Here is a 24,500-nt window from a genome sequence, read left to right on the forward strand (position 1 = left end):
TGACTGAGATCGTCCGAGAGCAGACCATGACACCAGCCGAAAGCCCGGTTGCGGCGACAGGGCGGGATCTCCGTATTCCGTTTGGCCTCGCGCTCATCGCGCTGGCCTGCGTCGCGCCGCTGTTCCTCGGGAATTACCCGCTGCATGCGATCATCATCGCGCTGATCTTCCTGCTGCCAGCACATGGTCTCAATCTGCTGCTCGGCTACACCGGTCTCCTGTCATTAGCGCAGGCGGCGTTCTTCGGCATCGGGGCCTATACTTCTGCGCTGCTGGCGGTCCATTTCGGCACGCCGTTCTATCTGAATTTCCTCGCCGCCGGCCTCGTGACCGGCGCGGTTGCGGCGCCGCTCGGAATTCCCGCTCTGAGGCTGCGTGCGACGTCGTTCGTGATGTGCACGCTCGGTTTCGTCATCATCGGGCAGGCCATCGCCAAGAACTGGATCAGCCTGACGCGCGGAGACATGGGGCTGGCGGCGATTCCCAAGCCTTACTTCGCGCTGGGGCCGGCGTCGTTCACGGTCTCCGGAACCGTCGGCTTCTATTATCTTGTCCTCGTCATCGCTGCCCTCGCGACACTGGCGATCTATCTGATCGTGCGATCGCCGGCCGGCCGCAACATGATCGCCATTCGCGAGAACGAGACGCTCGCTGAATCCGTGGGCATCCCGACCTGGCACTACAAACTCGTCGTCTTCATGATCAGCGCCGCCTTCGCCGGCCTCGGCGGCAGCCTCTATGCGCATTACCTGACGGTCGTCAGCCCGCTGACCTTCCAGATGTACTACTCGACGACGATGCTGATCATCGTGCTCGGCGGAGGAGCGGGGACAATCTCGGGCGTCATTTTCGGCAGCTTGATGTTTGTCGGCCTGACGGAAGCCCTACGCGTGGCGCCGGAACTGCGCATGATTGCCTATGGCTTCTTCCTGCTTGCGCTCGTGTTTTGGTTCCCGAGCGGATTCGCGCCATTGATCGGCCGGTTCTGGTCATTCCTCGAGAGGCGCAAATGACCGGCCTGCCAATTCTCGATATCTCCGGCCTCTGCAAATCCTACGGCGCAGTGCGCGCGGTCGATGGTGTCGACCTGCATGTCGGCCGCGGCGAAATCTGCGGTCTCATCGGCCCGAACGGCTCGGGCAAGTCCACCTTCTTCGATTGCGTGACCGGGCTCGCGAGGCCGAGCGCGGGCGCGGTGAAGCTCGACGGGCAGGACATCACGGGCTGGTCGCTGAACGACATCGCGCGGGAGGGGCGCATGCTGCGCTCGTTCCAGAAGACCGTGGTGTTCTCCGCGCTCGACATCGAGGAGAACCTCGTGATCGCCGGCCAGATGTTCACTTTCCCCGGTATCTTGTCGACCTTCGGGATCGGCGCGGCGGCCCGCAATCGCGTCGCGGCGCTGCGCGAGCGGGCGCGCGAGCTGATCAAGATCGCAGGGCTCTGGGACGTGCGGTTCCAGCCCGCGGGCAAGCTCTCCGGCGGCCAGCAGAAGCTGATCCAGTTCGCCTCGATGCTGATGCCGGAACCAAAGCTCATCCTGCTCGACGAGCCGATGGCCGGCATTAATCCGAAGCTGATCGAGCGTGTGGTCGAGAGCATCCGCCTCGCCAATACCTCCTTCGGCGTCAGCTTCCTGATTATCGAGCACAACATCGACGTGGTCACGAGCCTGTGCAAGCGCGTGGTCGTGCTCGACCAGGGGCGTAAGCTCGCGGAAGGAACACCCGACGAAATCGTCCAGAACCAGGCGGTGCGGGAGGCCTACCTCGGTGGCTGAACCTTCTCTCTCAATTAAGGGCCTGCGCGCGGGTTACGGCTCGCTCGACATCCTCAATGGCGTCGATCTCGACGTGCCCCAGGGGCAGTTCGTCGCCCTGATGGGACCGAACGGTGCCGGCAAGTCGACGCTGCTGAAGACGCTCTACGGTATGACCACCGTCAAGGGCGGCAGCATCGACTGGCAGGGTAAGGACATCACTGCCTTGAAATCTCGCGCGATCCTCGCCGAAGGCATCTCCTGGGTACCGCAGGGTCGCTGCAACTTCCCGGTCATGACGGTCGACGAGAACCTTCAGATGGCGGCCTATACGCTGCGCGATAGCAGGGTGAAGGCCGAGCGCGACTATGTCTACGATCTCTTTCCGATCCTGAAGACACGTCGCAACACGCTGGCCGGCAACATGTCCGGCGGCGAGCAGCAGTTGCTCGAGGTCGCGATGGCGGTGCTGCAGCGGCCAAAGATCCTGCTGGTCGACGAACCCTCTGTCGGTCTGTCGCCGACCGCGATCGGAATCGTCTTCGATGAGCTGTTGCGGATCAACGCGGCCGGCCAGACCATTTTGCTCGTCGAGCAGAACACCAAGAAGGCGATGGCGGTGGCGCAGCGCGCCGTCATCCTGCGGCTCGGCAAGGTGATCTGGGACGGCCGTCCCGCCGACATCACCCACGACGAGCTCGGCGAACTCTTCCTCACCGGCCGCATGCGCGGCGAGACCGACGTCGAACATTGATAATGGGCGCCTGCTTGACGGGCGCGGATCATCGAAAACGCAAAAGGACGACCACAGTGACGATTTTCGTGCCGGCCGCGCGCGTCTCGCGCATCAAGATATCCCCGACCACGGCCGCGTCCGCGCGCGTGCGCGAGCTGAAGGCCGCCGGCCGCGACATCGTCGACATGGCGATCGGCGAACCCGACTTCGATACGCCCGATCACGTCAAGGCGGCGGCGCATGAGGCGATTGATCGCGGCGAGACGAAATACACCGCCGTCAATGGCACCGTCGCGCTACGAAACGCGATTATCGCGGACTACAAGCGCCGCCTTGGTCTTGACTATTCGGACAGCGAGATCTGCGTCGGCGGCGGCGCCAAGCAGATTCTGTTTCTCGCGCTGATGGCGAGCGTGGAGGAGGGGGCCGAGGTCATCATTCCCGCGCCGTATTGGGTCTCGTATCCCGACATGGTCATCGCCAATGACGGCAAGCCTGTCATCGTCCGCTGCTCCGAGAACCAGGGGTTCAAGCTGACGGCGGGAGCACTGGAGGCCGCGATCACGCCGCGCACGCGCTGGCTGATCCTCAATGCGCCCTCGAACCCGACCGGCGCGGCCTATTCCCGCGAAGACCTCAAGGCGATCGGCGACGTGCTGCTCCGCCATCCCAATGTCCTCGTGTTGTCGGACGACATCTACGACCAGATCTGGTACCGCGACGAGCCCGCGACGACCCTTGCCGCGGCGGTGCCGGCCCTGAAGGACCGCGTCCTGCTCGCCAATGGCGTGTCCAAGACCTACGCAATGACCGGCTGGCGGATCGGTTATGCCGCGGGTCCCGCGCCACTGGTCGCCGCCATCAACAAGCTGCAGTCGCAGATGTCATCTTGTCCCTCGTCGATCAGCCAGGCGGCCGCCGCCCATGCGCTGACCAGCGACCAGTCGTTCGTTCGCGATAGCGTCAAGCTCTACAAGGAGCGCCGCGACTATGCCTGCGCGCGGTTGAACGCGATCCCCGGCCTGTCCTGCCTGGTGCCTGATGGCGCCTTCTATCTCTATCCCGGCTGCGCGGGGGTGATCGGCAAGACGACGCCTGATGGTAAGCTCATCGAGAGCGATCTCGATTTCGTGCTCTATCTGCTCGACGATGTCGGCGTAGCCGCGGTGCAGGGCGCTGCCTATGGGCTCTCGCCGTATTTCCGCCTGTCGATCGCGACCTCGATGGGGGCGATCAAGGACGCCTGTGACCGCATTGAGAAGGCCTGCCGGGCGCTGCGCTGAGGGCAATCAAGCAAATCGGCGCGCAGGCGACGAAACCGATTGAAATCAATGGCGTAGATAAAGGATAGTGTCGATCCAGATCGTGTTTTCATGAACGGCCGCGCGGGCGTTGCCCGTCCGGTTCAGGACCAGCGTTCGACACAGATGAGCGTCGATTTCAGGAAGCTGAAGAGCTTCGTCAAGGTGGTCGATGCCGGCAGCGTCTCGCGCGCCGCCGGGCTGCTCCGCACGGCTCAGCCGGCGCTGTCGCAGCAGATCGCAGCCCTTGAAACTCACTTCAAGCACAAGCTGTTGCTGCGCAGCAATCACGGCATCGTCCCGACCGAGGCCGGCCTCATCCTCTACCGCCACGCGCAATTGCTGCTGAAGCAGATCGAGCAGGCACAGATCGACATCGATCAATCGACCAAGGCGCTGGCCGGGCGGGTGTCGATCGGGCTTGCGACCTATTCGGCATCGAGCACGTTGTCGCTGCCGATCTTGAAGGAGATGTCGACGCTGCATCCGCAGATCATCGTCCATATCAACGACAGCTTTGGCCATGTGTTGAGCGAGCTGATCATGACCGGCAGGATGGACATGGCCATGATCTACGGCTCCGGCCCGATCAAAGGCGTGAAGCTGCAGCCGCTGTTCCGTGAGGAGTTGTATCTCGTTTCGCCGGCGGGGCCTGTCGCGAAAAAGCCGACCGACGAGCCGCTGCCGCTGTCCGCGCTGGCCGACGTAAAGCTGTTGCTGCCGAGCCAGGGGCATTTCCTGCGGCGCTTGATCGATGAATCGCTGGCGCGGGCACGGGTGAAGCCGAATGTCGCCTCCGAGATCGAATCCGTCTCCGCGCTCGGTGCGGCCGTGACCGAGGGCCTCGGCTCGACCATCCTGCCGGCCTCGGTCGCAGCGACCGCGTCGAGCTTTGGCGGGGTCGAAGTGCGGCGGCTGGTACGTCCCGCGATCGAGGCGACCGTCTCCCTGTGTATTTCGGACCATCTGCCGCTGTCGGAGCCCGCGCTCGCCACGCGCTCGGTGCTTCTGACCGTGGTCGAGAAGCTGATGCGCAGCCACCCGCAGGGCATCAAAGCGGTCTAGGCAACACGGCTGCAGGCCAGAGTCCGGGCAACGCCGTGCGCGGCGGCTGCATCGCGCCGGTTTCGTCAGGCCATAAACAAAACCTATGGCGGCAGACGGGAGTTGTGGTGGTCGGCCGCAACCGCATTTTCTACCTTCGAAGGCAATCGCTTCGAGGACAAAGATGGCCAAGCTCGCATTCGATACCGGGGGAACCTTCACCGATTTCGCGCTGCTCGACGACAAGGGCGAATTGCATCTCCACAAGGTGCTGAGCACGCCGGCCAACCCAGCCGAGGCCGTGGTTCGTGGCGTGTCCGAGCTGCTCGAACAATTCGGAGACGACGTCGCTCTCGACGGGCTTCAGGTGCTCGGCGCCACCACCGTGGTCACCAATGCCGTGCTGGAGCGCAAGGGCGTCAAGACCGGCTTCATCTCGACCGCCGGCTTCCAGGACATGCTGCGTATTCGTAACGAAGGCCGTTACGATCTCTATGATCTGAACCTGAAATATCCCGATCCGCTGGTGACGCGTGCCAACAGCTTTGGCGCGGTCGAGCGTATCGCTGCCGATGGCGAGGTCATCACGGCGCTGGATGAGGAGACGGTCCGCGAGATCGCCGGCCGGCTGCGCGAGGGGGGCATCAAATCCGTCGCCGTCTGCCTGCTGCACGCCTACAAATATCCTGATCATGAGCAGCGCATCGCCGCACTGCTGCGTGAGGAAGACCCAGATATCTTTGTGTCACTATCCTCCGAAGTCTGCCCGGAGGTGCGCGAATTCGACCGGGCCTCGACTACCGTCGTCAACGCCTATACGCGGCCGCAGATGTCGGGACACGTCGCACATCTCGAGCGTGAGTTCGCCGCCAAGCGGATCAGTCGGCAGGTGCTGTGGATGACGTCGTCGGGCGGCCTCGTGCCAAGCAGCCGCGCTGCGGAGTTGCCGGTGCGCCTGGTTGAGTCGGGTCCGGCCGCAGGCGCTGTTGCTGCCGCCGAATTCGGCCACATCGCCGGCGAGGGCAGCGTGCTGTCCTTCGACATGGGCGGGACCACCGCCAAATTGTGCCTGATCCCGAACGGCGAGCCGACGGTCGGTACCGATCTCGAGGTCGCGCATTATCATCGCTTCCGCAAGGGCTCGGGCTTCCCGCTGAAAATCCAGTCGATCCGCATGATCGAGATCGGCGCCGGCGGCGGCTCGATCGCGGCGAAGAACCCGCTGGGCCTGCTCGATGTCGGGCCACGCTCGGCGGGCGCGATGCCGGGGCCGGCCGCCTATCAGCGCGGCGGAACCGAGCCGACCGTCACTGATGCCGATATCCTGCTCGGCTATATGGGCACCGAATCCTTCGTCGGCGGCTCGTTCAAGGTGTCGAAGGACGCCGCGCTGGCGGCGATGACAAAGCTGGCGGCCTCGCTCGACGTCAGCGTGCCCCGCTGCGCCTTCGGCATCCATGATCTCGTCAATGAATCCATGAGCAAGGCGGCGGCGGTGCACGCGACCGACCTCGGCGTCGATCCGCGCAGCCTGCCGATGGTCGCCTTCGGCGGCGCAGGCCCGGTGCATGCCTACGGCATCGCGCGCAAGCTCGGCATCAAGCGTATCATCTGTCCGACCGGCGCCGGCGTCACCTCGGCGATCGGCCTGCTGATCGCACCGGTGGCTGTCGATCTCTCCGCGAGCTTTCCGATGCAGGTCGACAATTGGGATTTTGTCGCGATGGATCGCCTGCTCGGCGACCTCGCAGCGCAGGGCGCGGATGTCGTCCGCGCCGCCGGCGTTGCGCCCGAGACGATCACCAACACCTACACCGTCGACATGCGTCACGTCGGCCAGGGCCACGAGATCACGGTGGCGCTGCCGGATCGCAGCCTGTCGCCGAAGCAGTTCCACGAAGAGCTTCTCGCCAATTTCTACAAGCTCTACCGCGAACTGTTCGGCCGCACTGTCTCGGGTTCATCGGTCGAGGTGATCACCTGGCGTCTGCGCTCCAGCGGACAAAAGGATCAGGTGACCCGCCCGCACACGCGGCATGCTGCCGAGGCCAAGAAAGGTAACCGTTCGGTCTATTTCAGCGAGCGCAATGGCTTCGTCGAAACGCCGGTCTACGATCACTACAAGCTGCTGGTCGACGAAGAGATCAAGGGCCCGGCCATTGTCGAGCAGCGGGAATCCACCGCGGTCGTCGGGCCGAGCGGCACGGCTCACGTCGACATCAACGGCAATCTCGTGATCAACATCGCCTGAGGACGACGCACCTATGTCCGTGAACGCCGCCGATTTCAACGATCCCATCAACTTGCAGGTGATGTGGAATCGCCTGATCTTCATCGCCGACCAGGCCGACATCGTGCTCGGCCGCACCGCGTTCTCGCCGATCGTGCGCGAGAACCACGACTATGTCACCGTGCTGCTCGACAGCCGCGGCCGCGCGCTGGCGCAATGCACTTGGTCGATCCCGGTATTCATCACCTCGCTGCCGGTCGCCGCGCAGAAATACTTCCTGTCGAAGTTTCCGGCCGGGACCCTGCAAGAAGGCGACGTGCTCGCCACCAACGATCCGGAGATCGGCACCGGGCACCTGCCTGACGTGACGATGATCACGCCGATCTTCAAGAAGGGGAAGGTGGTGGCCTATGCCGGCTCGATCGCGCATCTGCCGGATATCGGTGGTGCTCCCTTGCATTCCGAGGCCAGCGACATCTTCGAGGAGGGCATCCGTTTCCCGATCGTGAAGCTGCACAAGGCCGGAGTCCCCAACCAGGACGTGCTCGACATCATTGCCGCCTCCGTTCGCCTTCCGACCGAGGTGATGGGTGATCTCGAATCCATGGTCGCGGCCAACAATGTCATGGGCCGCGAACTGGTGAAATTCCTCGACGAATATGATCTCGATGGCATCGACGAGCTGGCTGACGCGATCCACACCCGCTCCGAAGCGCAGACCCGCCGCGCCATCCGGCAATGGCCGAATGGCACCTATAATGCCGAGGTGCTGCTCGACGGCTACGATACCGATGTGACGCTGAAGGCGGCTGTGATCGTCCGCGACGATTCCATCCACGTCGACTACACCGGAACATCCGAGCAAATTCTTCACTCGATCAACTGCCGGACCAATTATCGCTACGCCCATTCGGTCTATGCTCTGAAATGCTTGCTCGACCCGGACACGCCGAACAATGAGGGCTGCATCACGCCGATCACGGACGAGGCGCCGCTCGGCTCGATTCTCAATCCGGAGGAATGGACGGCGGGAAATTCGCGTAACCTGATCGGGCATGTCATCCCATCGCTGATTTTCAAGGCGTTGGAAGGCGTGGTGCCGGATAAGGTGATGGGCGATAGCGGCGGCGCGCCGATCTGGGCCGCCAATTGCGTGGGACGGCGCGACGACGGTTCGCAATATGGTTCGGTGCAGAATTTTCACGGCGGGCAGGGCGCACGTGCGGAGTTCGACGGCCTGGACACGTTGAGCTTCCCATCCAACTGCAGGGTCACGGCGATTGAGATGTTCGAGATCGCGGTACCCGCGCTCACCGAGTGCAAGGAACTCATTCCGGACTCCGGCGGCGCCGGCAAGAGCCGCGGCGGCCTCGGCCAGCGTGTCGTGCTGCGCAATCTCGGGCGCAATCCGATGAACATTTATCTGGCGTCGGAGCGCGTACGTCATCCCTGCTTCGGCGTCGTCGATGGCAAGTCCGGCAGTGCCGGCAAGGTGTACAAGAACGGGGATCCGCAATTTCCCAAGGGAAAGGTGGTCCTGAAGACGGGTGACCGTCTGGAGGTCGAGACGCCCGGCGGTGGCGGATGGGGGCGGACGTCCGAGCGCTCGGCGGCCGCAATCGAGCTCGACCTCGCCGAAGGCTTGATCACGCCTGCGGCGGCGAGGCAGATTTACGGCTATCAGCGCTCAAACGTGGCGGCGACTGCCGCCGAATAGGAATGTCATGGGTCTGCTCGATGGAAAGATCGCGCTTGTCACCGGCGCCGGAACGGGGATCGGACGTGAGACCGCGATCCTGCTGGCGCAGGAAGGCGCAACGGTCGTCCTGACCGGGCGTCGAATCGATCCGCTGCGGGACGTCGTCGCTGTCATCGAGAATGCGGGCGGCAAGGCCGTCGCCCGCGTGCTGGATGTCGCGTCGCGCGAGGCGATTCTGGAGACGGTCGCCTGGGCCAGGCGCAACGTTGGGGCGATCGATATTCTCGTCAACAACGCCGGCAGTGCCAGCAAGGTGCTGAACGCCCGCTTCATCACTGAGGCCGAGTGGAATGCCACAGTGAACGTCAATCTCACCGCGGTGTTCAATCTGACCCAGGCCGTGTTGGAGGATATGATCGCAAAGAAGGAGGGCACGGTAATTACCGTCTCGTCGCTCGCGGTCGTCAATCCGAACCTGCTCGGCGGCGCCGCCTATGGCGCAGCCAAGGCCGGTGTGAAGAACTTCATGAGCTTCCTGCATACCACCTACCGCAACCAGGGCATCCGTGCGACGACCATCCTGCCCGGCGAGACCGATACGCCGATCATGGACAATCGCGCCCGGCCGCCGCTCGAAGGCGAGCGGGCCGTGATGCTCCATCCACACGACGTCGCGCGCGCGGTTCTGCTCTGCGCCAGCCTGCAGAAGGGCGCGGTGATCCCCGAGCTGCACATCTGCCCGACTTTCATGCGCGACACCTCCGCGGACATCGAGGCCGCGCGCTGGGTCGGCGCGCCCGAAGGCCTCAGCGACAAGCCGAAGACCTGACAGAGAAGGACCCCCAATGAACGGAGCTAAATTGCGCGAGCGTCTCGCCAAGGGCGAAGCGGTCACCATGCTTACGCCGCATCACGCCTCGTCGGGGCTGGCGGTCCGCCTGGTGGAACTCGGTGCCGATGCCATCTTCGTGGATTGCGAGCACGGCACCTGGAGCTTTGAGGATGTCCGCGTTACCGCCCAGGCCGTTCGTGGCGCAGGGGGCGCCGCGATCGTTCGCCCCCACTCCCACGAGCGGCCGGTCTTGATCCGCTATCTCAACGCCGGCGCGGACGGACTGATGGTGCCGATGGTCGATACCGCGGACCAGGCGTGTGCCATCGTCGATGCCGTCCGCTATGCCTGTCCCGCCGACTACGAAAAGCGGTTGGTCATCGCCATGATCGAGACTCCCAGGGCGATCGACAACATCGAAGAACTGACCGCGGTCGAGGGAATTGATGTCTTTTTCATCGGGCCCGGGGACCTCTCGCAGAACATGGGCTATCCGCCGGCGCCGCCGTTCGGTCAGCCGCGGCCGCAGGCCGTGATGGAGCGGGTCGCGTTTGCAGTGAAGAAGATCCGCGCCTCCGGAAAGGTCGCAGGTACGCTCGTCACGCTGGACGAGCTGCCGTCCTGGCTTGAGCAGGGGGTTCGGTATTTCTACATCCACTCCGACCCTTTCCTTCGTGTTGGACTGATTGGCGTCAAAAAGATGCTCGTTCGGTGATTGGATCGAGTTGGAGCTCGGTGGCTGAAACTAGCGCAAACTTGCCGATGATGGATTGGAGCGAGAGTTTAAGTTTTTCAAACGGTTAGAGGGCGGCGTGTGCACGACGTGTGCACCGGGAGATCAAAGAAAATCCATCCTCGACAAACGTGGCTATCCCTTTAGTGCCCTGAACATCGTCGACAAACCGAGCCTGCAGCCATCAGCGCCGCCTGAACGCCGAAACGTGCGCCCAAAAGGGCATTGCCGCGTCGTCATACCCGCGGAGATCATCAGCCGCATGCAATGATTGCCGACGATGGCGGTGTGCCGACCTTTCCGAGTGCATGCAACCAAGGGCCAAGGCGAACTATGGTTGACCAGCATTCAAGCGCCACGATGTTTGACGCCATGGCCCGCAAATATTCACGATCCTAGAGTGCCTTGTAGGATCAGAGGCAGTAGGCCGCCGGCGCAGAGGATCTCGCACTCGAGGCCTGTTTCGATTGCGGCGGTCGCCTGGAAGCTGTCCAACTCGGTTTCGCCGCGATGGAGGCGTACAGTCACACTCCCGCGGGGGCGGATGGCATCGAGCGGAGCATCGATCTCGATCGTGTCGCTCGGGAGTAGGTTGAGACTTTGAGGCCGACGATTGGAGGGCAATCGCAACGGCAAGATGCCCATGCCGATCAGGTTGGAGCGATGGATGCGCTCAAAGCTGAGGGCCAGCACGGCACGGACGCCGAGCAGAGCCACGCCCTTAGCCGCCCAGTCGCGCGATGAGCCCATTCCATAGCGCTCTCCGGCGAGCAAAACGACGGAGCGGCCTTCTTTGGCGTATCGCTCGGCGGCCCGCCACAGCGACAGGCGTTCGCCGGAGCCGGCGTGAATTGTGGTGCCGGGGCGGAGTTCGGGTGCGAGGAGATTGCGCACGCTCTTGTTGGTGAAGAGACCACGAAGCATCACTTCCCAATTGCCGCGGCGCGAGGCGAAGACGTTGAGATCATGCGGTGCTTCGCCACGCGCGACGAGATACTCGCCAGCGTCGCCGCTCGCCGGTATCGCACCGGCCGGCGAGATGTGGTCAGTCGTGATATCGTCGCCGAGCACAAGCAGCGGCGTCGCGGCATAATGGCCGAGACGCGTGCCTTTGCCGAGGCTCGCAAATGGCGGCCGCCGGATATAGGTCGAGGCCTGATCCCAGGGAAACAGCGTGTCGCGGGGCGCATCGAGCGCGGCCCAGTCGGCGCTCGCCTCGGCGGCGTCATAGGCGGCGGCGTAATCGCTGACGTCTCGCGCCTCGGCCAGGGCAGCATCGATCTCAGCGCCGCTCGGCCAGAGATCGGCAAGATGAATGTCGCGGCCATCACTGCTGCGTCCGATCGGATCATGCAGGATATCCCGCCGCGCATCGCCGGCAAGCGCAAAGGCGACGACCAGCGGTGGCGAGGCAAGAAAGCCGTTCTCGACCTGGCTGTGGATGCGTCCGGGAAAGTTGCGATTGCCGGAGAGCACCGCAACCGGCGCAATTTTTTGCGATGTCACGGCATCGGCCATCACGGGCGCGAGCGGCCCGGAATTGCCGATGCAAGTGGTGCAGCCATACTCCACCCCGATTTCGTGTGCGCTACGTGTGCACCGCGAGATCAAATGCGGTACAAACGTGTGCAATTTTGGCTAGTTTGGAGTGCACACGTGTGCACCTGTTCCTGCTCTAGTCCATTGTAAGAATAGGATAACTCGTTGGAATATCAAGACTATCGCTTTTCCGTAGCCCCCATGATGGACTGGACCGATAGCCGCTGTCGGGTGTTCCATCGCCATCTGACGCGGCGGGCGCTGCTCTATACGGAGATGTTGACGACTGGCGCCATCATTCATGGCGATCGGGAGCGGCTGCTCGGGTTCGACGCGGTCGAGCATCCGGTGGCGCTTCAGCTTGGCGGGTCGGATCCGCGCGAGCTCGCACAGGCCGCGCGGATCGGCGAAGAGTTCGGTTATGACGAGATCAACCTCAATGTCGGCTGCCCGTCGGATCGTGTGAAGGATGGCCGCTTTGGAGCCTGCCTCATGGCGGAGCCGGAGCTTGTGGCGCGATGTGTCGACGCGATGAAGGGCGCGGTTTCCATTCCCGTCACCGTCAAATGCCGCATCGGCATCGACGATCAGGATCCGGAGGTCGCGCTCGATACGCTTGCGCGCGGAGTGGTCGCCTCAGGCTGCGATGCGCTGATCGTGCATGCCCGCAAGGCCTGGCTCAACGGTCTGTCGCCGAAGGAGAACCGCGACATCCCGCCGCTCGACTATGACCGCGTCTATCGCCTCAAGCGCGCGATGCCTGATGTGCCCATCATCATCAACGGCGGCATCCCCGGTATCGACGAGGCGAAAGCGCATCTCGAGCACGTCGACGGCGTGATGCTCGGCCGCGCCGCCTATCAGGAGCCATGGCGGCTGCTCTCCGTCGATCAAGACATCTTCGGCGAAGCGGCGCCGCATGCGACGATGCAGGACGCGCTCGAAGCGATGATGCCCTATATCGAGCAGCAGCTTGCGCGGGGCACGCGGCTGCATGCGATCACGCGGCATTTCGTCGGGGCGTTCCACGCCGTGCCCGGCGCGCGCGCCTTCCGCCGCCATCTTGCCGAGCAGGGGGTGAACCCGGGCGCCGGTGTGGACGTGCTGCGCGATGCGATCGCGCGTGTCGGTGCGCGCGCTCCGGCGGAGGCCGCGGCCTAGCCCAAACGGGTGAAGAGCCGGATCGCAAAATCCGGCTCCTCGTCGATCCGCGTCAGCGGAGCAGATCGAAATGATAGTTCACGCCGACGCGGAAGGTGTGGAATTTGGCGGCGTTCCAGTCCGGCAGATCGTCGTGCTTGAACTCGGTGTAGAGATATTCGGCCTTGGCCGACCATTTCGGCAGGAACGCCCATTCGACGCCGCCGCCCGCGGTCCAGCCCATCTTCATCTTGTTGATCGGCCCGTCCTTCAACTCGCCGGTGGCAAGACCCGCGGTCCCGAAGAACAGCAGCCGTGAATCCATCGTCGCGATGCCGGCGCGGGCGCGGCCGGTCATGTACCAGGGGATGCTCACCGCGGCGCTGTTGAGCGCGTCGTGGTTCTTGATGTCGCCGCCCTCGAAGTCATTCTCGATGCCGACCACGAACATCGGCGAGAGCTGGTAGTTGTAGCCAATCTGCACGCCGCCAACGGCGCCCTTGACCTTGCCGCCGCTGATGCCGACGAGATTATTGAACGCGTCGTCGCCGCTCTCTGCGTAGCCGGCGTTGAAGCCCGCATAGAGACCCGTCCACGAATACACCGGCTGCGGCGCCGTGTAGGCGGAGGAGGGCGCGGCGTAGCGCGGCGACAGGTCGGCAGCGCAGGCGCTGCTTGCGGCGAACACCGCGGCAAAGGGCAGGGCGCGCATCGTGCGGCGTAAGGCGGCTCTGGCAGTCATGCTTCTCAATCTCCCACTTGGCCGCACCTCACGGAGCAGCCTTGTCCAACCCCGATCCGGGAATGAGATCGTTATAAACCGACTAGGCGGTTTGTAAATAGAGGAAATGCCACATCGATGGATTGTTCGCGGGGCTCGGGGTTAGGCGGTTGGCCGGCAGCCGCGCCGATGTTGCGCAGCGCGCTGGCGCAAAGGTGGCCTTACGAGGCGCCAGATCGGCCGCTGTCCGTCATGATGACGAGCCGACATGCCTCTGGCGTCGCGCATGCTCGACATCGCAATGATGGGTGGATCGAGAGGGTTTGCGACAATAAAGCATTAGACAGGATGCGTTCTGCAATCTAAGATTGTTTATTGATCTGTTATTTACTCGTCCGACGATCCTTCGGCCCTCGCAGCATTTCATGCGGTGACGTTCGCGGTTGTTTTCGCGTCGGAGACGTTGGGTTCGGGCCCTTCATGTGGGTCGATTTGATGAGGGACCAGCGATGCCAATTTTCATGGCCATAGTGATCCTGGTGAGCGTCTCGATATTTTTCGGTCCGCGCAATGCGTCGGCGCAGGATGTGACGCCGCAGGCGCTGCCAGACCGCATCGATGATGTCCCGGATGCGCCTGGCAATCCGTTTCCGCGGTTTGACAATTTCAGCTGGCGCGCCTTCGTCGCGTTGAACTGGCCGGCTATGGATGGCGCCCCAAACCGCGGGCAGCCCGATCGGACCAAGAAGCTCGGCGACGCGGGCCCCCGCGTCTGGGAGACCTACAAGGCGCGCTACGAGGTCTTTGCGCCGGGCGCGCCGAAACCGGCATCATGGGCCAGCTACGACGGTACGAACCCGTGCGGAGGCTCTGTCACCAACCAGACCAAGACGCTCAGCGCATTCAGCCATTTCGCGGATTTCAATCAGGCCGCCTTCACGCTGGCCCGCCTTGCCAATCCGCTGATTGATCAGAGCCGGATGTACAGCCGCTACGAGGTTCGCTTTAACCGAGAGCAGTTCGATTCAATCGTCGATGACAACAACAAGTGGTACATCAAGCAGAATCTGCCCACCGCAGCGAAACCCGGAGCGTTTCGGGATGGTTCAATTGAGCTGAAAGCTGCCTGGCGGGTGCTCAAGCCAAACGATGGGATCGACCGCGGCCGCTATTACATCGCCAAAGCCATGGTCTTTGATCCGGTCGCGACGACGCGCGGCGGAAGCATCGTTTGCAACGAGCGGGACATCGCGCTCGTCGGCCTCCATATCGTGATCAAGACGAAGCTCCGGCCGCAATGGATCTGGAGCTCGTTCGAGCATATCGATAACGTTCCACCAAAAAATGATGAGCCGGACGCCAAGGCGGCGCAGGTTCCTTACTCGTTCAACTCCGGATCTCCGCCTCCGGGGCTCGCGCCGACGCCGGCCCCCAAGATGATCTCCGACGACAATCCTCCAAGCGATAACCCGGATCCGATGCAGGTCGTTCGTCTGCAACCGATCCAGCCCGATACGATGCAGATGAACCGGGCGTATTGGAATCTCCCCGAGATCAGGGGAACGGTCTGGGCCAACTACATGCTGATCATGACGCAATGGCCAAGCACGCCGGGGACACCAAGTCCGACGAACGCAGGAGGACCGTTCCCGCTGGGAGTTGGTTCGACCCTGGCGAACACGACGATGGAAACCTACCAGCAGCGGAACGGCTCCAGCTGCATGGAATGCCATCAGGCCGTGTCAAATCAGCTCGGCCGGGACTTCGTCGCGTTCATGGCACTCGATGCACATGACCCAGCGCAGCAAATGCTGGCATCCGCGGCATTCCGGCGGATTGCAGCGCCCTTATCGACAGGGGCCAGCGCCAAGACGGCATCACGAAAAACCAATCAGGCTGGGTCGCCGGCGAGGACCGCCCTCGACAATGACCCGATGGTGCAGGCATTGGCCCGCGTGCTTCAACGTCAGTGATGTTTGGTTCCGAATTGAAGTGACAAAGCGGTTGGGAGATCGGACATGGCAGGCAAAATCACGACCTATGCAGATTTCCAGAATTTCATGGACGCCTGTTGTACCAAGGTCGGCGCAGACCCGGACCTGTCGGGCCATGGCCGCTGGTGGCGCGAGATGACCCACACCACGTTCGTCACCGACGGCACGGTCAAGGGGCAGCGTGTCGTCGTCGTTGGCGATCCAGACAACTCGATCATGATTCACGCCCTACGGGGCGATACGCCGGATTTCGATGCAAACGACCCGAATGCGCGGTTCGGCCGGATGCCGCTCAACGCGAATTCTTTCTTTGCAGATGCCGATATCGATGAGATCGCGGACTGGATCAAGCGGGGCTGTTTGGATGGCGCGGCTCCGTCAGTTTGACTGGCGCCAGAGCGGCCAAGGGCGATTTGACAAACGCCGATCGCGTTATGCGGCTCAGGCAGTCCCGGCCGATTGGGCCCCGATCGTGCGCATGGGGCGGGCAGCGAATTATCGGAGCGCGCGGCGATCGGGCAATTCCGGGTAGCCTGTGAGCATCAGCTTGTCGGCGCGCACACCCCAGCTCTCCAGGCGGTCGAGGAAGCTCATGCCGAGCAGATTGGTCTTCATCTGCCCGCGCGGCACGACGAGGGCCGGCACCGACTTTTCGACGAGGTGGCCGACGGAGAGACGGTCGAGCGTAAGGCGGGCTGCCTTGGTGTGGCCACCCGCGGTTTCGAGATCGACGTCGTATTCGAGCATCTCGAGCGGCAGTCCGATCGCTTTCGCGGTTTCCCAGGTCAGCACCACCGAGGTCGCGCCGGTATCGATCACCATCGGCGCGGCGACGCCGTTGATCTTCGCACGTAGCGCGAATTCGCCGCCCTGGCCGCGCTGGATCTGCACGGCCGGGGCCGGGGAGGCGATCTGCGCGCGAAACATGTGCGAGACCTTGTTGCTCGCGCGCGCGATCCGGTCGGGATCGCCATAGGCGACAACGGCACCGGCCGTGCCGGCGAGCATGACGAGAACGAGCAGGAAGCGGATCATTGCGCGCCTCCGAGGCGACGCAGGGCGGTCAGGCGCGTTTCGGCGATCCCGCGATCGGCTGCAAACCCGCGTCCGCCATGCGTGCCGGCAACAGCGCCATCACCGCGAGCCGTTCCGTGCTCTCCATGGCGTGCCAGCGCGCGATCTCCGGCAAGGTCCGGCCGCAGCCGAAGCACAGCCGCGTCTTGGGATCGATCATGCAGACGGCGACGCACGGCGTTTCTTTGCTCATGTGGCCATAGTGGGGGATCGTCGGGCATGTCTGCAAGCATCTCGTTAAGAGCCCGTACCTGCGCTCATGATCGGCTTGTGGCGCGGCCGGCGCTTCTCGTCGGGCACCGCGGAACTGTCCGGCTGGAGCGGCGGAGAATCGTCCGACATCGGCGCCAGCGCACTCATCACGCGCTCCGGCGGGAAGGTGACGATCACTTCGGTGCCGATGCGCAGCTTCGATTTCAGCGTGAATGTGCCGCCATGCAGGTCGATCAGGTTCTTGGCGATGGGCAGGCCGAGCCCTGCGCCCTGTTCCGCCGACTTGATCGAGTTGGAGCCCTGGCCGAACGAGGCGAGCACGATCGGGATCTCGTCCTCGGGGATGCCGGAGCCGGAATCCTTCACCGAGAGATATTGCCCGCCCGAAGCGGTCCAGCCGGCCTTGAGCCAGATCTCGCCGCCTTGCGGGGTGAACTTGATCGAGTTGGAGAGCAGGTTGAGCACGACCTGGCGGATCGCCCGCTCGTCGGCCCAGAGCCGCGGCATGGCCTGCTCGAACACCTCGTGGATGGTGATGCCGCGGCTCGAGGCGCGCAGCTTCATCAAATGATGGCAGTCGGCGACGATGCCGACCAGCGACACCGCTTCCTCGTTGAGCTCGTAGCGGCCAGCCTCGATCCGCGACAGATCGAGGATCTCGTTGATGAGGTTGAGCAGGTGCACGCCGGAATTATGGATGTCGGCGGAATATTCCTTGTAGACCGGCACCGCGTGCGCGCCAAAAATTTCGCTCTTCATCACCTCGGAGAAGCCGAGGATCGCGTTCAGCGGCGTGCGCAGCTCGTGGCTCATCTGCGCGAGGAAGCGTGATTTTGCGACGTTGGCGGATTCGGCGCGGTGGCGCGCTTCGTCCGAGATCGCCTTGGCCTGTTCGAGCTCGCCGATCAGCGCGTCCTTCTCGGCACGTGCCTCGAGCGTGGCGAAGGTCGAGGAGTGCAGGCGGTGCGCCAGCAGCACGAAATAGCCTTCGGCTGCGAGCGCGAGCGCCGCCAGGATGTAATTGTCGAGCGCGCCGGTGATTGCAAAGCTCAGCGCCATCGCGACCGCGACCGGCGCCGTGGCTGCGAGGGCGGCGATCGGCAGATTGGCGGCCAGCATGCTCGACACCGCGATCACCAGCAGCATCAGGAACATCATCAGCGTTTCCGTGACCATGTCGAGCACGGGATGGATCAGGATCGCCATCCAGCACAGGCCATAGAGCAGGTCGAGCACGACGAAGTGCGTCCGCCAGGCGCGCGTCGCCGCGGGCGAGGAGGCCTCAGCCAGGAAACGGTGGCAGCTGCGGATCATCGCGGCGTGGATACAGAGCATGCCGGCGGTCCAGGCCGCGGCCGGGATCGGCTGCATCCACAGCCCGAACAGCACGCCGGTGGCGACCACCAGCAGCATCACGACATAGGAGGCCGACAGCCGCGTCTGGGCATATTGGCGCAGCATCTCGGCGTCGAAAGCCGGCCGGGTTCCGCTGGTCGACGTTAACTTGTCGCGCGCCTCGCGTACCCGCTGCGACGCAGCCCGGCGGCTGCTCGCCGATGGCGCGCTCACCGGCTCGGCCGGAAGCTGTACGACCTCTGGCTTTTCAGCGGGTTTACTCATCGAACAACAACATTCCTGCCTGCGCAAAGGCGGGCCTTCTGCATTGTCTATCTCTGGCAAGAAATCCTTAAGAGGTGACTTAAGGAGCTAAAGAATTACGTTAACCCGGCGTTAATTTTGAACGCGCGCAGTGCCGGTCAGTGCAGTGCCGCATGCTGGGCGACGTAGACCACCGCGCCCGCCAGATAGCCCGCGAGCGCGGGGATGGCGATGCGGCGGGCGTACCAGAGGAACTCGATCCGCTCGAGCCCCATGGCGGCGACGCCCGCGGCCGAGCCGATGATCAGGATCGAGCCACCGGTGCCGGCGCAATAGGCGATGAACTCCCAGAGGAAGCTGTCGGGCGGGTAGTGGCCGAGGTCGTACATGCCCATGGTCGCCGCCACCAGCGGCACGTTGTCGATGACGGCGCTGAGCAGGCCGAGCACGACGACGATGACGTCCTGGCGGCCAATCGTCGCCTCCAGCCAGCGCGCCAGCATCGACAGGAGGCCCGCATGTTCGAGGCAGGCGACCGCCAGCAGAATGCCGAGGAAGAACACGATCGAGCTCATGTCGATCCGCGTCAGCGCATGCGCGAGCGTCAGCGGCCGGCGGACATGCTCGTCCTTGTCGCGGTGAACGACCTCGCCGATCAGCCAGACGATGCCGAGCCCGAGCAGCACGCCCATGAAGGGCGGCAGATGCGTGACCGCCTTGAAGGCGGGCACGGCGATCAATACACCGAGCCCGAGATAGAACATCAGATTGCGCTCGAACGACCCGACGAGCTGAACTCCGTCGTCCTTGGGTGGCGGCGCGATGGTCTTGCCTTTCACCAGAAGGCTGATGAAGGCGAGCGGCACGAGCAGATTGACCAACGAGGGCAGGAACACCGAGCCCATGATCTTCAACGGCGTGATCTGCCCGCCGATCCACAGCATGGTCGTGGTGACGTCGCCGATTACGGTCCAGGCGCCGCCGGCATTGGCGGCGATGACGATGAGGGAAGCGAACAGCAGGCGGTCGTCGCGCCTGGCGATCAGCCGCTGGATCAGCGAGACCATCACGATGGTGGTGGTCAGATTGTCCAGGATCGCGCTGAGGAAGAAGGTCACGAAGCCGATCAGCCACATCAGGCGGACCTGGCTCGTCGTGCTGATGCGGGAGGTGATGACCTCGAACCCGTCGTGGGCGTCGATCACCTCGACGATGGTCATCGCGCCGATCAGGAAGAACACGATCTGCGCGGTGGAAACGACGGATTCGTCGATCTGCCGGCCGACCATGGCGTGGTCGCCGATCGTGGCCGCGTAGATCGCCCAGAGCAGCCCGGCGCCGATCAGCGCCGTGGCACTCTTGCTGATCCGGAGTGGGTGTTCGAGCGCGATCGCCGCATAGGCCAGAATGAAGATGACGGCGATCGCGATCAGCAAGGCGGGATCAGTTCGACAGGTGTCAGCGGTTCAGGCGCGCGAGCAGGCTCGACGTATCCCAGCGCTTGCCGCCCATCTTCTCGACCTCGGCGTAGAACTGGTCGACCAGCGCGGTCACCGGCAGATTGGCGCCGTTGCGGCGGGCTTCGGCCAGCGAGATCGAGAGGTCCTTGCGCATCCATTCGACCGCGAAGCCGAAATCATACTTGTCCTCGTTCATGGTCTTGTAGCGGTTCTCCATCTGCCAGGACTGCGCTGCGCCCTTGGAGATGGTCTCGATCACGGCGGCGACGTCGAGGCCACTCTTCTTGGCGAAGTGGATACCCTCGGAGAGGCCCTGGACCAGACCCGCGATGCAGATCTGGTTGACCATCTTGGTCAGCTGGCCGCTCCCGGCGGGCCCGAGCAGCTTGCACATCCGCGCGTAGGCGCCGGTGATGATCGGCTCGGCGCCGGCATAGGCGCCCTCGGCGCCGCCGCACATCACCGTCAGCACGCCATTCTCGGCGCCGGCCTGGCCGCCCGAGACGGGAGCGTCGATGAACTTGAAGCCGGCCTTGGTGGCGGCAGCGTCAAGCTCGCGCGCGACTTCGGCGGAGGCGGTGGTGTGGTCGACGAAGGTCGCGCCCTTCTTCATGCCGGCGAACGCGCCGTCGGGGCCGATCGTGACCGCGCGCAGATCGTTGTCGTTGCCGACGCAGCACATCACGAAATCCTGGCCCTCGGCCGCGGCCTTCGGGGTCGCCGCGGTCTTGCCGCCGAACTTGTCCGCCCATTCCTTCGCCTTGGCCGCGGTGCGGTTATAGACGGTGACCTCATGGCCCCCTTTTTTCACGAGGTGTCCGGCCATGGGGAAGCCCATCACGCCGAGACCGAGGAAAGCGACTTTAGCCATGTGTGGTACCTTGTCCGTAGTTTGGGTTTTACGGTTTTTGCCGGGCGAGGGGGCGCCTGGTTCCGCTATGAGGGCGGATTAGGAGCGCACCATAAACCCTTGAGGCCAGAGGGCAACGGCTTCGTTTGGCAGCCGCCTGTGCTAGGATGGCGGGACTTAAGGTCCTACATAAAAAAAGGGAGCGAAAGCATGGGCGGCGTGAGCGTTGGTGTCCTCGATCATTTCAACATCCGGACCCGGAATCTGGCCGAGACGGTCCGCTTCTATGAGGACGTGCTGGGCCTGGAAAAAGGCGCCCGGCCCGATTTCGCCTTCCCGGGGGCCTGGATGTACAGCGAGGGCAAGGCGGTGGTGCACCTCGTCGATATTTCCCCGACCTCGGAGCCACAAAAGCCGGATTCCGGCGTTGTCCACCACGTCGCCTTCGTCAGCCGCGGGTTCGACGGCATGAAGCAGCGGTTGACGTCCAAGGGCATGAAATTCGACTCCCGCCAGGTGCCGGGCGGCGACCTCTGGCAGATCTTCGTCCACGACCCCAACGGGGTCATGATCGAGCTCAATTACGAGGCCGCTGCGGAGCAGGGGGCTGCCCCCGCGGAGATGGCTGACGATATCGGCAAGCAGTAGCCTTTTGGCCGTTTCCGCTCTAATGGGGCATCCTCAAGCCTTGAGCGTGATCTGATCGGAAAGCCGCTCCACACTTTTCCGGATCATGCTCTGTTCAGGAGATGCGCTTTGAGCGTGACGCAGCAACAGGTTCTCGACAGCCTCGCCAGGATCAAGTCGCCCCGCGGGGTCGCGCTCACCAATGCCAATGTGCTGAGCGCGATCAGCGCGGCCGACGGCAAGGTGTTCTTCTCGATCAACGTCGATGCCGCCGAGGCGCGGGCCTGGGAATCCGTCCGGGCCGAGGCCGAGGCCGCGGTGCGCGCCATTCCCGGTGTCACCACCGTGATGGTGGCGCTGACCGCCGAGCGCAAGCCGGGTGCGACACCACCTCCGCCGCCAACGCCGAGCCGCGGCACGCCGGGCGTGCAGCCGGTCCACGCCCACAAGCCACCGCCGCAGGGCGGCGCCCAATCGCCGATGGCGCGCCAGTCCGAGATTCCGGGTGTCGCTGCCGTGATCGCGGTTGCCTCGGGCAAGGGCGGCGTCGGCAAGTCGACCACCGCGCTCAACCTGGCGCTGGGCCTGCGCGACCTCGGCCTCAGGGTCGGGCTGCTCGATGCCGACATCTACGGCCCCTCGGTGCCGCGGTTGACGGGCCTCCACGAGAAGCCGGCGCTGGACGGCGAGCGCAAGATGATTCCGCTCAAACGCTTTGGCCTCGCCATCATGTCGATCGGCTTCCTGGTGGAGGAAGAGACCGCGATGATCTGGCGCGGTCCGATGGTGATGTCGGCGGTGACGCAGATGCTGCGCGACGTCGCATGGGGGAGCCTCGACGTACTCGTGGTCGACATGCCGCCCGGTACCGGCGATGCCCAGCTCACGCTGGCGCAGAATGTACCGCTCAAGGGCGCCGTGATCGTCTCGACCCCGCAGGACCTGTCCCTGATCGATGCAAGGCGGGGGCTTGCGATGTTCAGGAAGGTCAACGTGCCCGTGCTCGGCATCGTCGAGAACATGAGCTACTTCCAGTGCCCGCATTGCGGCACGAAATCGGACATTTTCGGCCATGGCGGCGCGCGCCACGAGGCCGAGAAGCTCGGGGTACCGTTCCTGGGCGAGATCCCTCTGCACATGGCGATTCGCGCCACCTCGGATGCCGGCAATCCCGTGGTCGACAGCGAGCCGGACGGCCCTCATGCGGCGATCTATCGCGCCATTGCGGGGCAGGTCCGGGACCAGCTCAAAGGCGTTATCGCTGCGGCCTGAGCCGGTCTTTTGGGGACATGCGACTTTCGTAGAGCCCCGTCATGCCATTGTCGCGTTCCGAAAGCGGGGCTTCCGTGTTAAAGGCCACGGCAGTCAAGCCCCTTCGGTTCGACGCGGCTTAGAACGCGTCGCCGGAACGAGCGGCGACAACGAGGAAGTTTAGGGGAAACGCCCCAACAAGGAGAGACCTGAAGATGAAGCGTCGTGATTTCCTGAAAGTGTCGGCAGCAGGCGCGGCGGCGACCGCCGCGGTGGCCTCGCCGGCGATCGCGCAGTCCATGCCCGAGATCAAGTGGCGCCTGACGTCGAGCTTCCCGAAGTCGCTCGACACCATCTATGGCGGTGGCGAGCAGCTGGCGAAGTACGTCGCCGAGATGACCGACAACAAATTCCAGATCCAGGTGTTCGCCGCCGGCGAAATCGTCCCCGGCCTCCAGGCGCTCGACGCGACCTCGAACGGCACGGTCGAGATGTGCCACACCGTCTCCTACTACTATGTCGGCAAGGACCCGACCTGGGCGATCTACGCCTCGGTGCCGTTCGGCCTCAACGCGCGCCAGCAGAACTCCTGGTGGTACCAGGGCGGCGGCGAGCAACTCGGCAACGAGTTCTTCAAGAAGTCGAACGTGATCGGTCAGCCCTGCGGCAACACCGGCACCCAGATGGGCGGCTGGTTCCGCAAGGAGATCAAGACCGTTGCGGACCTCTCCGGCCTCAAGATGCGCATCGGCGGCATCGCCGGCCAGGTGCTCCAGAAGGTCGGCGTCGTGCCGCAGCAGCTCGCTGGCGGCGACATCTATCCGGCACTGGAGAAGGGCACCATCGACGCCGCCGAGTGGGTCGGCCCCTACGATGACGAGAAGCTCGGCTTCGCCAAGGTCGCCAAGTACTACTACTATCCCGGCTTCTGGGAAGGCGGTCCGACCGTCCACGCCTTCACCAATTTGGACAAGTGGAATTCGCTGCCGAAGAACTACCAGGCGATCCTCACCAACGCGATGGCCAACGCCAACAGCTGGATGGCCGCGCGCTACGACATGCAGAACCCGGCGGCGCTGAAGCGTCTGGTCGCCGGCGGCACCCAGCTTCGTCCCTTCACCAACGAAGTGCTCGAGGCCTGCCTCAAGTCGACCAACGAGCTGTGGGGCGAGATCTCGGCCAAGAACCCCGACTTCAAGAAGTCGATCGACGCCATGCAGGCCTACCGCTCCGACGAATATCTGTGGTGGCAGGTCGCCGAATACACCTACGACAGCTTCATGATCCGCTCGCGCACCCGCGGCTGATCTTTCGAAACGTCGCAAGACGACAGAGCCCGGCCTCGTTCGCGAGGCCGGGCTTTTTCTTTGCCGCCAGCGGCCGCCCAAACAAAAATATGAAAAACAACCCCATGCACAGTAGAAGCGGGGTCAGGGCAGGTGGCCCTCTGGATGCCGCCAACCATTTGGACGGTTGGGGTAAATCAGCAGGAAGGGGCAATCGTCGCGCAGCCGGGGCCAACGCGGCGATTTGGCCTGATCGCGGCATCTGGAATGACATCGTCATTTGGCGCGCCTCTGTTCCCACATTGTCATTGCGAGGAGCCCTTGCGACGAAGCAATCCAGACTGTCGCCGCGGAGGGTTTCTGGATTGCTTCCGCCTTCGCCGAGGCTTCGGCGGACAAGTCGCTACGCTCG

General features: G+C 63.8%; 21 protein-coding genes and 1 pseudogene. 15 read left to right on the forward strand and 7 right to left on the reverse strand.

All coding sequences use genetic code 11. The features are described from left to right. Positions 1 to 26 precede the first annotated feature (26 nt). The 9 genes from ABIA90_RS03705 (at position 27) to ABIA90_RS03745 (ending at position 10,316) form a co-directional block, all read left to right on the forward strand. A complete protein-coding gene (locus ABIA90_RS03705; RefSeq protein ID WP_354117626.1) occupies positions 27 to 1,013 on the forward strand; it encodes a branched-chain amino acid ABC transporter permease in 987 nt (328 codons plus the stop codon). Continuing rightward, positions 1,010 to 1,780, forward strand: coding sequence for an ABC transporter ATP-binding protein (locus ABIA90_RS03710; RefSeq protein ID WP_354117336.1), 771 nt, complete (start codon positions 1,010 to 1,012; stop codon positions 1,778 to 1,780). The genes ABIA90_RS03705 and ABIA90_RS03710 overlap by 4 nt, the downstream gene beginning before the upstream one ends. Beyond that, a complete protein-coding gene (locus tag ABIA90_RS03715) occupies positions 1,773 to 2,513 on the forward strand; it encodes a branched-chain amino acid ABC transporter ATP-binding protein (protein WP_354117337.1) in 741 nt (246 codons plus the stop codon). The genes ABIA90_RS03710 and ABIA90_RS03715 overlap by 8 nt, the downstream gene beginning before the upstream one ends. 56 nt (positions 2,514 to 2,569) lie before the next feature. Further along, positions 2,570 to 3,778 carry an aspartate transaminase gene (locus tag ABIA90_RS03720; RefSeq protein ID WP_354117338.1) on the forward strand — a complete coding sequence of 403 codons (1,209 nt, stop codon included), beginning with the start codon at positions 2,570 to 2,572 and terminating at the stop codon, positions 3,776 to 3,778. Positions 3,779 to 3,922: 144 nt separating this feature from the next. Then, positions 3,923 to 4,861: a nitrogen assimilation transcriptional regulator NAC gene (gene nac, locus ABIA90_RS03725; RefSeq protein ID WP_231145246.1), complete on the forward strand. Its 939-nt coding sequence runs from the start codon at positions 3,923 to 3,925 to the stop codon at positions 4,859 to 4,861. A gap of 163 nt (positions 4,862 to 5,024) precedes the next feature. Beyond that, entirely contained in the window at positions 5,025 to 7,091 is a 2,067-nt protein-coding gene (locus tag ABIA90_RS03730; protein WP_354117339.1) for a hydantoinase/oxoprolinase family protein, read from the forward strand. Between the two features lie 13 nt (positions 7,092 to 7,104). Further along, the gene (locus ABIA90_RS03735) at positions 7,105 to 8,787 is read left to right on the forward strand and encodes a hydantoinase B/oxoprolinase family protein (protein ID WP_354117340.1); all 1,683 of its coding nucleotides are present in this window, start codon (positions 7,105 to 7,107) and stop codon (positions 8,785 to 8,787) included. Between the two features lie 7 nt (positions 8,788 to 8,794). Next, positions 8,795 to 9,598 (forward strand): SDR family NAD(P)-dependent oxidoreductase, encoded by an 804-nt coding sequence (locus tag ABIA90_RS03740; RefSeq protein ID WP_354117341.1) that lies wholly within the window; start codon positions 8,795 to 8,797, stop codon positions 9,596 to 9,598. Between the two features lie 16 nt (positions 9,599 to 9,614). Then, entirely contained in the window at positions 9,615 to 10,316 is a 702-nt protein-coding gene (locus ABIA90_RS03745) for an HpcH/HpaI aldolase family protein (RefSeq protein ID WP_354117342.1), read from the forward strand. A gap of 405 nt (positions 10,317 to 10,721) precedes the next feature. On the opposite strand, the pseudogene ABIA90_RS03750 reads toward ABIA90_RS03745, so the two are convergent. Further along, positions 10,722 to 11,906 (reverse strand): annotated as a pseudogene (locus tag ABIA90_RS03750) (aconitase family protein); the annotation flags it as partial. Positions 11,907 to 12,038: 132 nt separating this feature from the next. On the opposite strand from ABIA90_RS03750, the gene dusA reads away from it, so the two are divergent. Further along, positions 12,039 to 13,034, forward strand: coding sequence for a tRNA dihydrouridine(20/20a) synthase DusA (gene dusA / locus ABIA90_RS03755; protein ID WP_354117343.1), 996 nt, complete (start codon positions 12,039 to 12,041; stop codon positions 13,032 to 13,034). Between the two features lie 52 nt (positions 13,035 to 13,086). On the opposite strand, the gene ABIA90_RS03760 is transcribed toward dusA, so the two are convergent. Beyond that, positions 13,087 to 13,755: an outer membrane protein gene (locus ABIA90_RS03760; protein ID WP_038943855.1), complete on the reverse strand. Its 669-nt coding sequence runs from the start codon at positions 13,753 to 13,755 to the stop codon at positions 13,087 to 13,089. Between the two features lie 488 nt (positions 13,756 to 14,243). Between ABIA90_RS03760 and ABIA90_RS03765 the strand changes: the two genes are divergently transcribed. Next, positions 14,244 to 15,707, forward strand: coding sequence for a hypothetical protein (locus ABIA90_RS03765; RefSeq protein ID WP_354117344.1), 1,464 nt, complete (start codon positions 14,244 to 14,246; stop codon positions 15,705 to 15,707). 45 nt (positions 15,708 to 15,752) lie between these two features. Then, a complete protein-coding gene (locus ABIA90_RS03770; protein WP_354117345.1) occupies positions 15,753 to 16,115 on the forward strand; it encodes a hypothetical protein in 363 nt (120 codons plus the stop codon). A 108-nt stretch (positions 16,116 to 16,223) separates the two neighbouring features. On the opposite strand, the gene ABIA90_RS03775 is transcribed toward ABIA90_RS03770, so the two are convergent. The 5 genes from ABIA90_RS03775 to ABIA90_RS03795 all read right to left on the reverse strand — a co-directional run bounded on the left by ABIA90_RS03775 (position 16,224) and on the right by ABIA90_RS03795 (position 20,945). Continuing rightward, complete coding sequence (locus ABIA90_RS03775; protein ID WP_063984038.1) at positions 16,224 to 16,763, reverse strand: TIGR02281 family clan AA aspartic protease; 540 nt, start codon at positions 16,761 to 16,763, stop codon at positions 16,224 to 16,226. 28 nt (positions 16,764 to 16,791) lie between these two features. Then, positions 16,792 to 16,995, reverse strand: coding sequence for a DUF1289 domain-containing protein (locus ABIA90_RS03780; RefSeq protein ID WP_028146760.1), 204 nt, complete (start codon positions 16,993 to 16,995; stop codon positions 16,792 to 16,794). Positions 16,996 to 17,039: 44 nt separating this feature from the next. Continuing rightward, positions 17,040 to 18,635: a sensor histidine kinase gene (locus ABIA90_RS03785; RefSeq protein WP_028159846.1), complete on the reverse strand. Its 1,596-nt coding sequence runs from the start codon at positions 18,633 to 18,635 to the stop codon at positions 17,040 to 17,042. 137 nt (positions 18,636 to 18,772) lie between these two features. Continuing rightward, complete coding sequence (gene nhaD / locus ABIA90_RS03790) at positions 18,773 to 20,050, reverse strand: sodium:proton antiporter NhaD (protein ID WP_354117346.1); 1,278 nt, start codon at positions 20,048 to 20,050, stop codon at positions 18,773 to 18,775. Positions 20,051 to 20,072: 22 nt separating this feature from the next. Beyond that, a complete protein-coding gene (locus tag ABIA90_RS03795) occupies positions 20,073 to 20,945 on the reverse strand; it encodes an NAD(P)-dependent oxidoreductase (RefSeq protein ID WP_354117347.1) in 873 nt (290 codons plus the stop codon). 189 nt (positions 20,946 to 21,134) lie between these two features. On the opposite strand from ABIA90_RS03795, the gene ABIA90_RS03800 reads away from it, so the two are divergent. The 3 genes from ABIA90_RS03800 (at position 21,135) to ABIA90_RS03810 (ending at position 24,109) form a co-directional block, all read left to right on the forward strand. Then, on the forward strand, positions 21,135 to 21,572 hold the full coding sequence (locus ABIA90_RS03800) for a VOC family protein (RefSeq protein ID WP_063984035.1): 438 nt from the start codon (positions 21,135 to 21,137) through the stop codon (positions 21,570 to 21,572). Between the two features lie 108 nt (positions 21,573 to 21,680). Further along, positions 21,681 to 22,823 (forward strand): Mrp/NBP35 family ATP-binding protein, encoded by a 1,143-nt coding sequence (locus ABIA90_RS03805; protein WP_247306983.1) that lies wholly within the window; start codon positions 21,681 to 21,683, stop codon positions 22,821 to 22,823. 194 nt (positions 22,824 to 23,017) lie between these two features. Beyond that, the gene (locus ABIA90_RS03810; protein ID WP_014496209.1) at positions 23,018 to 24,109 is read left to right on the forward strand and encodes a TRAP transporter substrate-binding protein; all 1,092 of its coding nucleotides are present in this window, start codon (positions 23,018 to 23,020) and stop codon (positions 24,107 to 24,109) included. Positions 24,110 to 24,500 lie beyond the last annotated feature (391 nt).

Origin of the sequence: Bradyrhizobium sp. LA6.8, assembly GCF_040547935.1 — a bacterium.
GTDB lineage: Bacteria > Pseudomonadota > Alphaproteobacteria > Rhizobiales > Xanthobacteraceae > Bradyrhizobium > Bradyrhizobium barranii.

Coding starts and splice junctions, on each gene's coding strand:
- ABIA90_RS03705 (WP_354117626.1), top strand. CDS start 27: ATGACACCAGCCGAAAGCCCGGTTGCGGCGACAGGGCGGGATCTCCGT.
- ABIA90_RS03710 (WP_354117336.1), top strand. CDS start 1,010: ATGACCGGCCTGCCAATTCTCGATATCTCCGGCCTCTGCAAATCCTAC.
- nac (WP_231145246.1), top strand. CDS start 3,923: ATGAGCGTCGATTTCAGGAAGCTGAAGAGCTTCGTCAAGGTGGTCGAT.
- ABIA90_RS03730 (WP_354117339.1), top strand. CDS start 5,025: ATGGCCAAGCTCGCATTCGATACCGGGGGAACCTTCACCGATTTCGCG.
- ABIA90_RS03735 (WP_354117340.1), top strand. CDS start 7,105: ATGTCCGTGAACGCCGCCGATTTCAACGATCCCATCAACTTGCAGGTG.
- ABIA90_RS03740 (WP_354117341.1), top strand. CDS start 8,795: ATGGGTCTGCTCGATGGAAAGATCGCGCTTGTCACCGGCGCCGGAACG.
- ABIA90_RS03745 (WP_354117342.1), top strand. CDS start 9,615: ATGAACGGAGCTAAATTGCGCGAGCGTCTCGCCAAGGGCGAAGCGGTC.
- ABIA90_RS03760 (WP_038943855.1), bottom strand. CDS start 13,755: ATGACTGCCAGAGCCGCCTTACGCCGCACGATGCGCGCCCTGCCCTTT.
- ABIA90_RS03765 (WP_354117344.1), top strand. CDS start 14,244: ATGCCAATTTTCATGGCCATAGTGATCCTGGTGAGCGTCTCGATATTT.
- ABIA90_RS03770 (WP_354117345.1), top strand. CDS start 15,753: ATGGCAGGCAAAATCACGACCTATGCAGATTTCCAGAATTTCATGGAC.
- ABIA90_RS03775 (WP_063984038.1), bottom strand. CDS start 16,763: ATGATCCGCTTCCTGCTCGTTCTCGTCATGCTCGCCGGCACGGCCGGT.
- ABIA90_RS03780 (WP_028146760.1), bottom strand. CDS start 16,995: ATGAGCAAAGAAACGCCGTGCGTCGCCGTCTGCATGATCGATCCCAAG.
- ABIA90_RS03785 (WP_028159846.1), bottom strand. CDS start 18,635: ATGAGTAAACCCGCTGAAAAGCCAGAGGTCGTACAGCTTCCGGCCGAG.
- ABIA90_RS03795 (WP_354117347.1), bottom strand. CDS start 20,945: ATGGCTAAAGTCGCTTTCCTCGGTCTCGGCGTGATGGGCTTCCCCATG.
- ABIA90_RS03800 (WP_063984035.1), top strand. CDS start 21,135: ATGGGCGGCGTGAGCGTTGGTGTCCTCGATCATTTCAACATCCGGACC.
- ABIA90_RS03810 (WP_014496209.1), top strand. CDS start 23,018: ATGAAGCGTCGTGATTTCCTGAAAGTGTCGGCAGCAGGCGCGGCGGCG.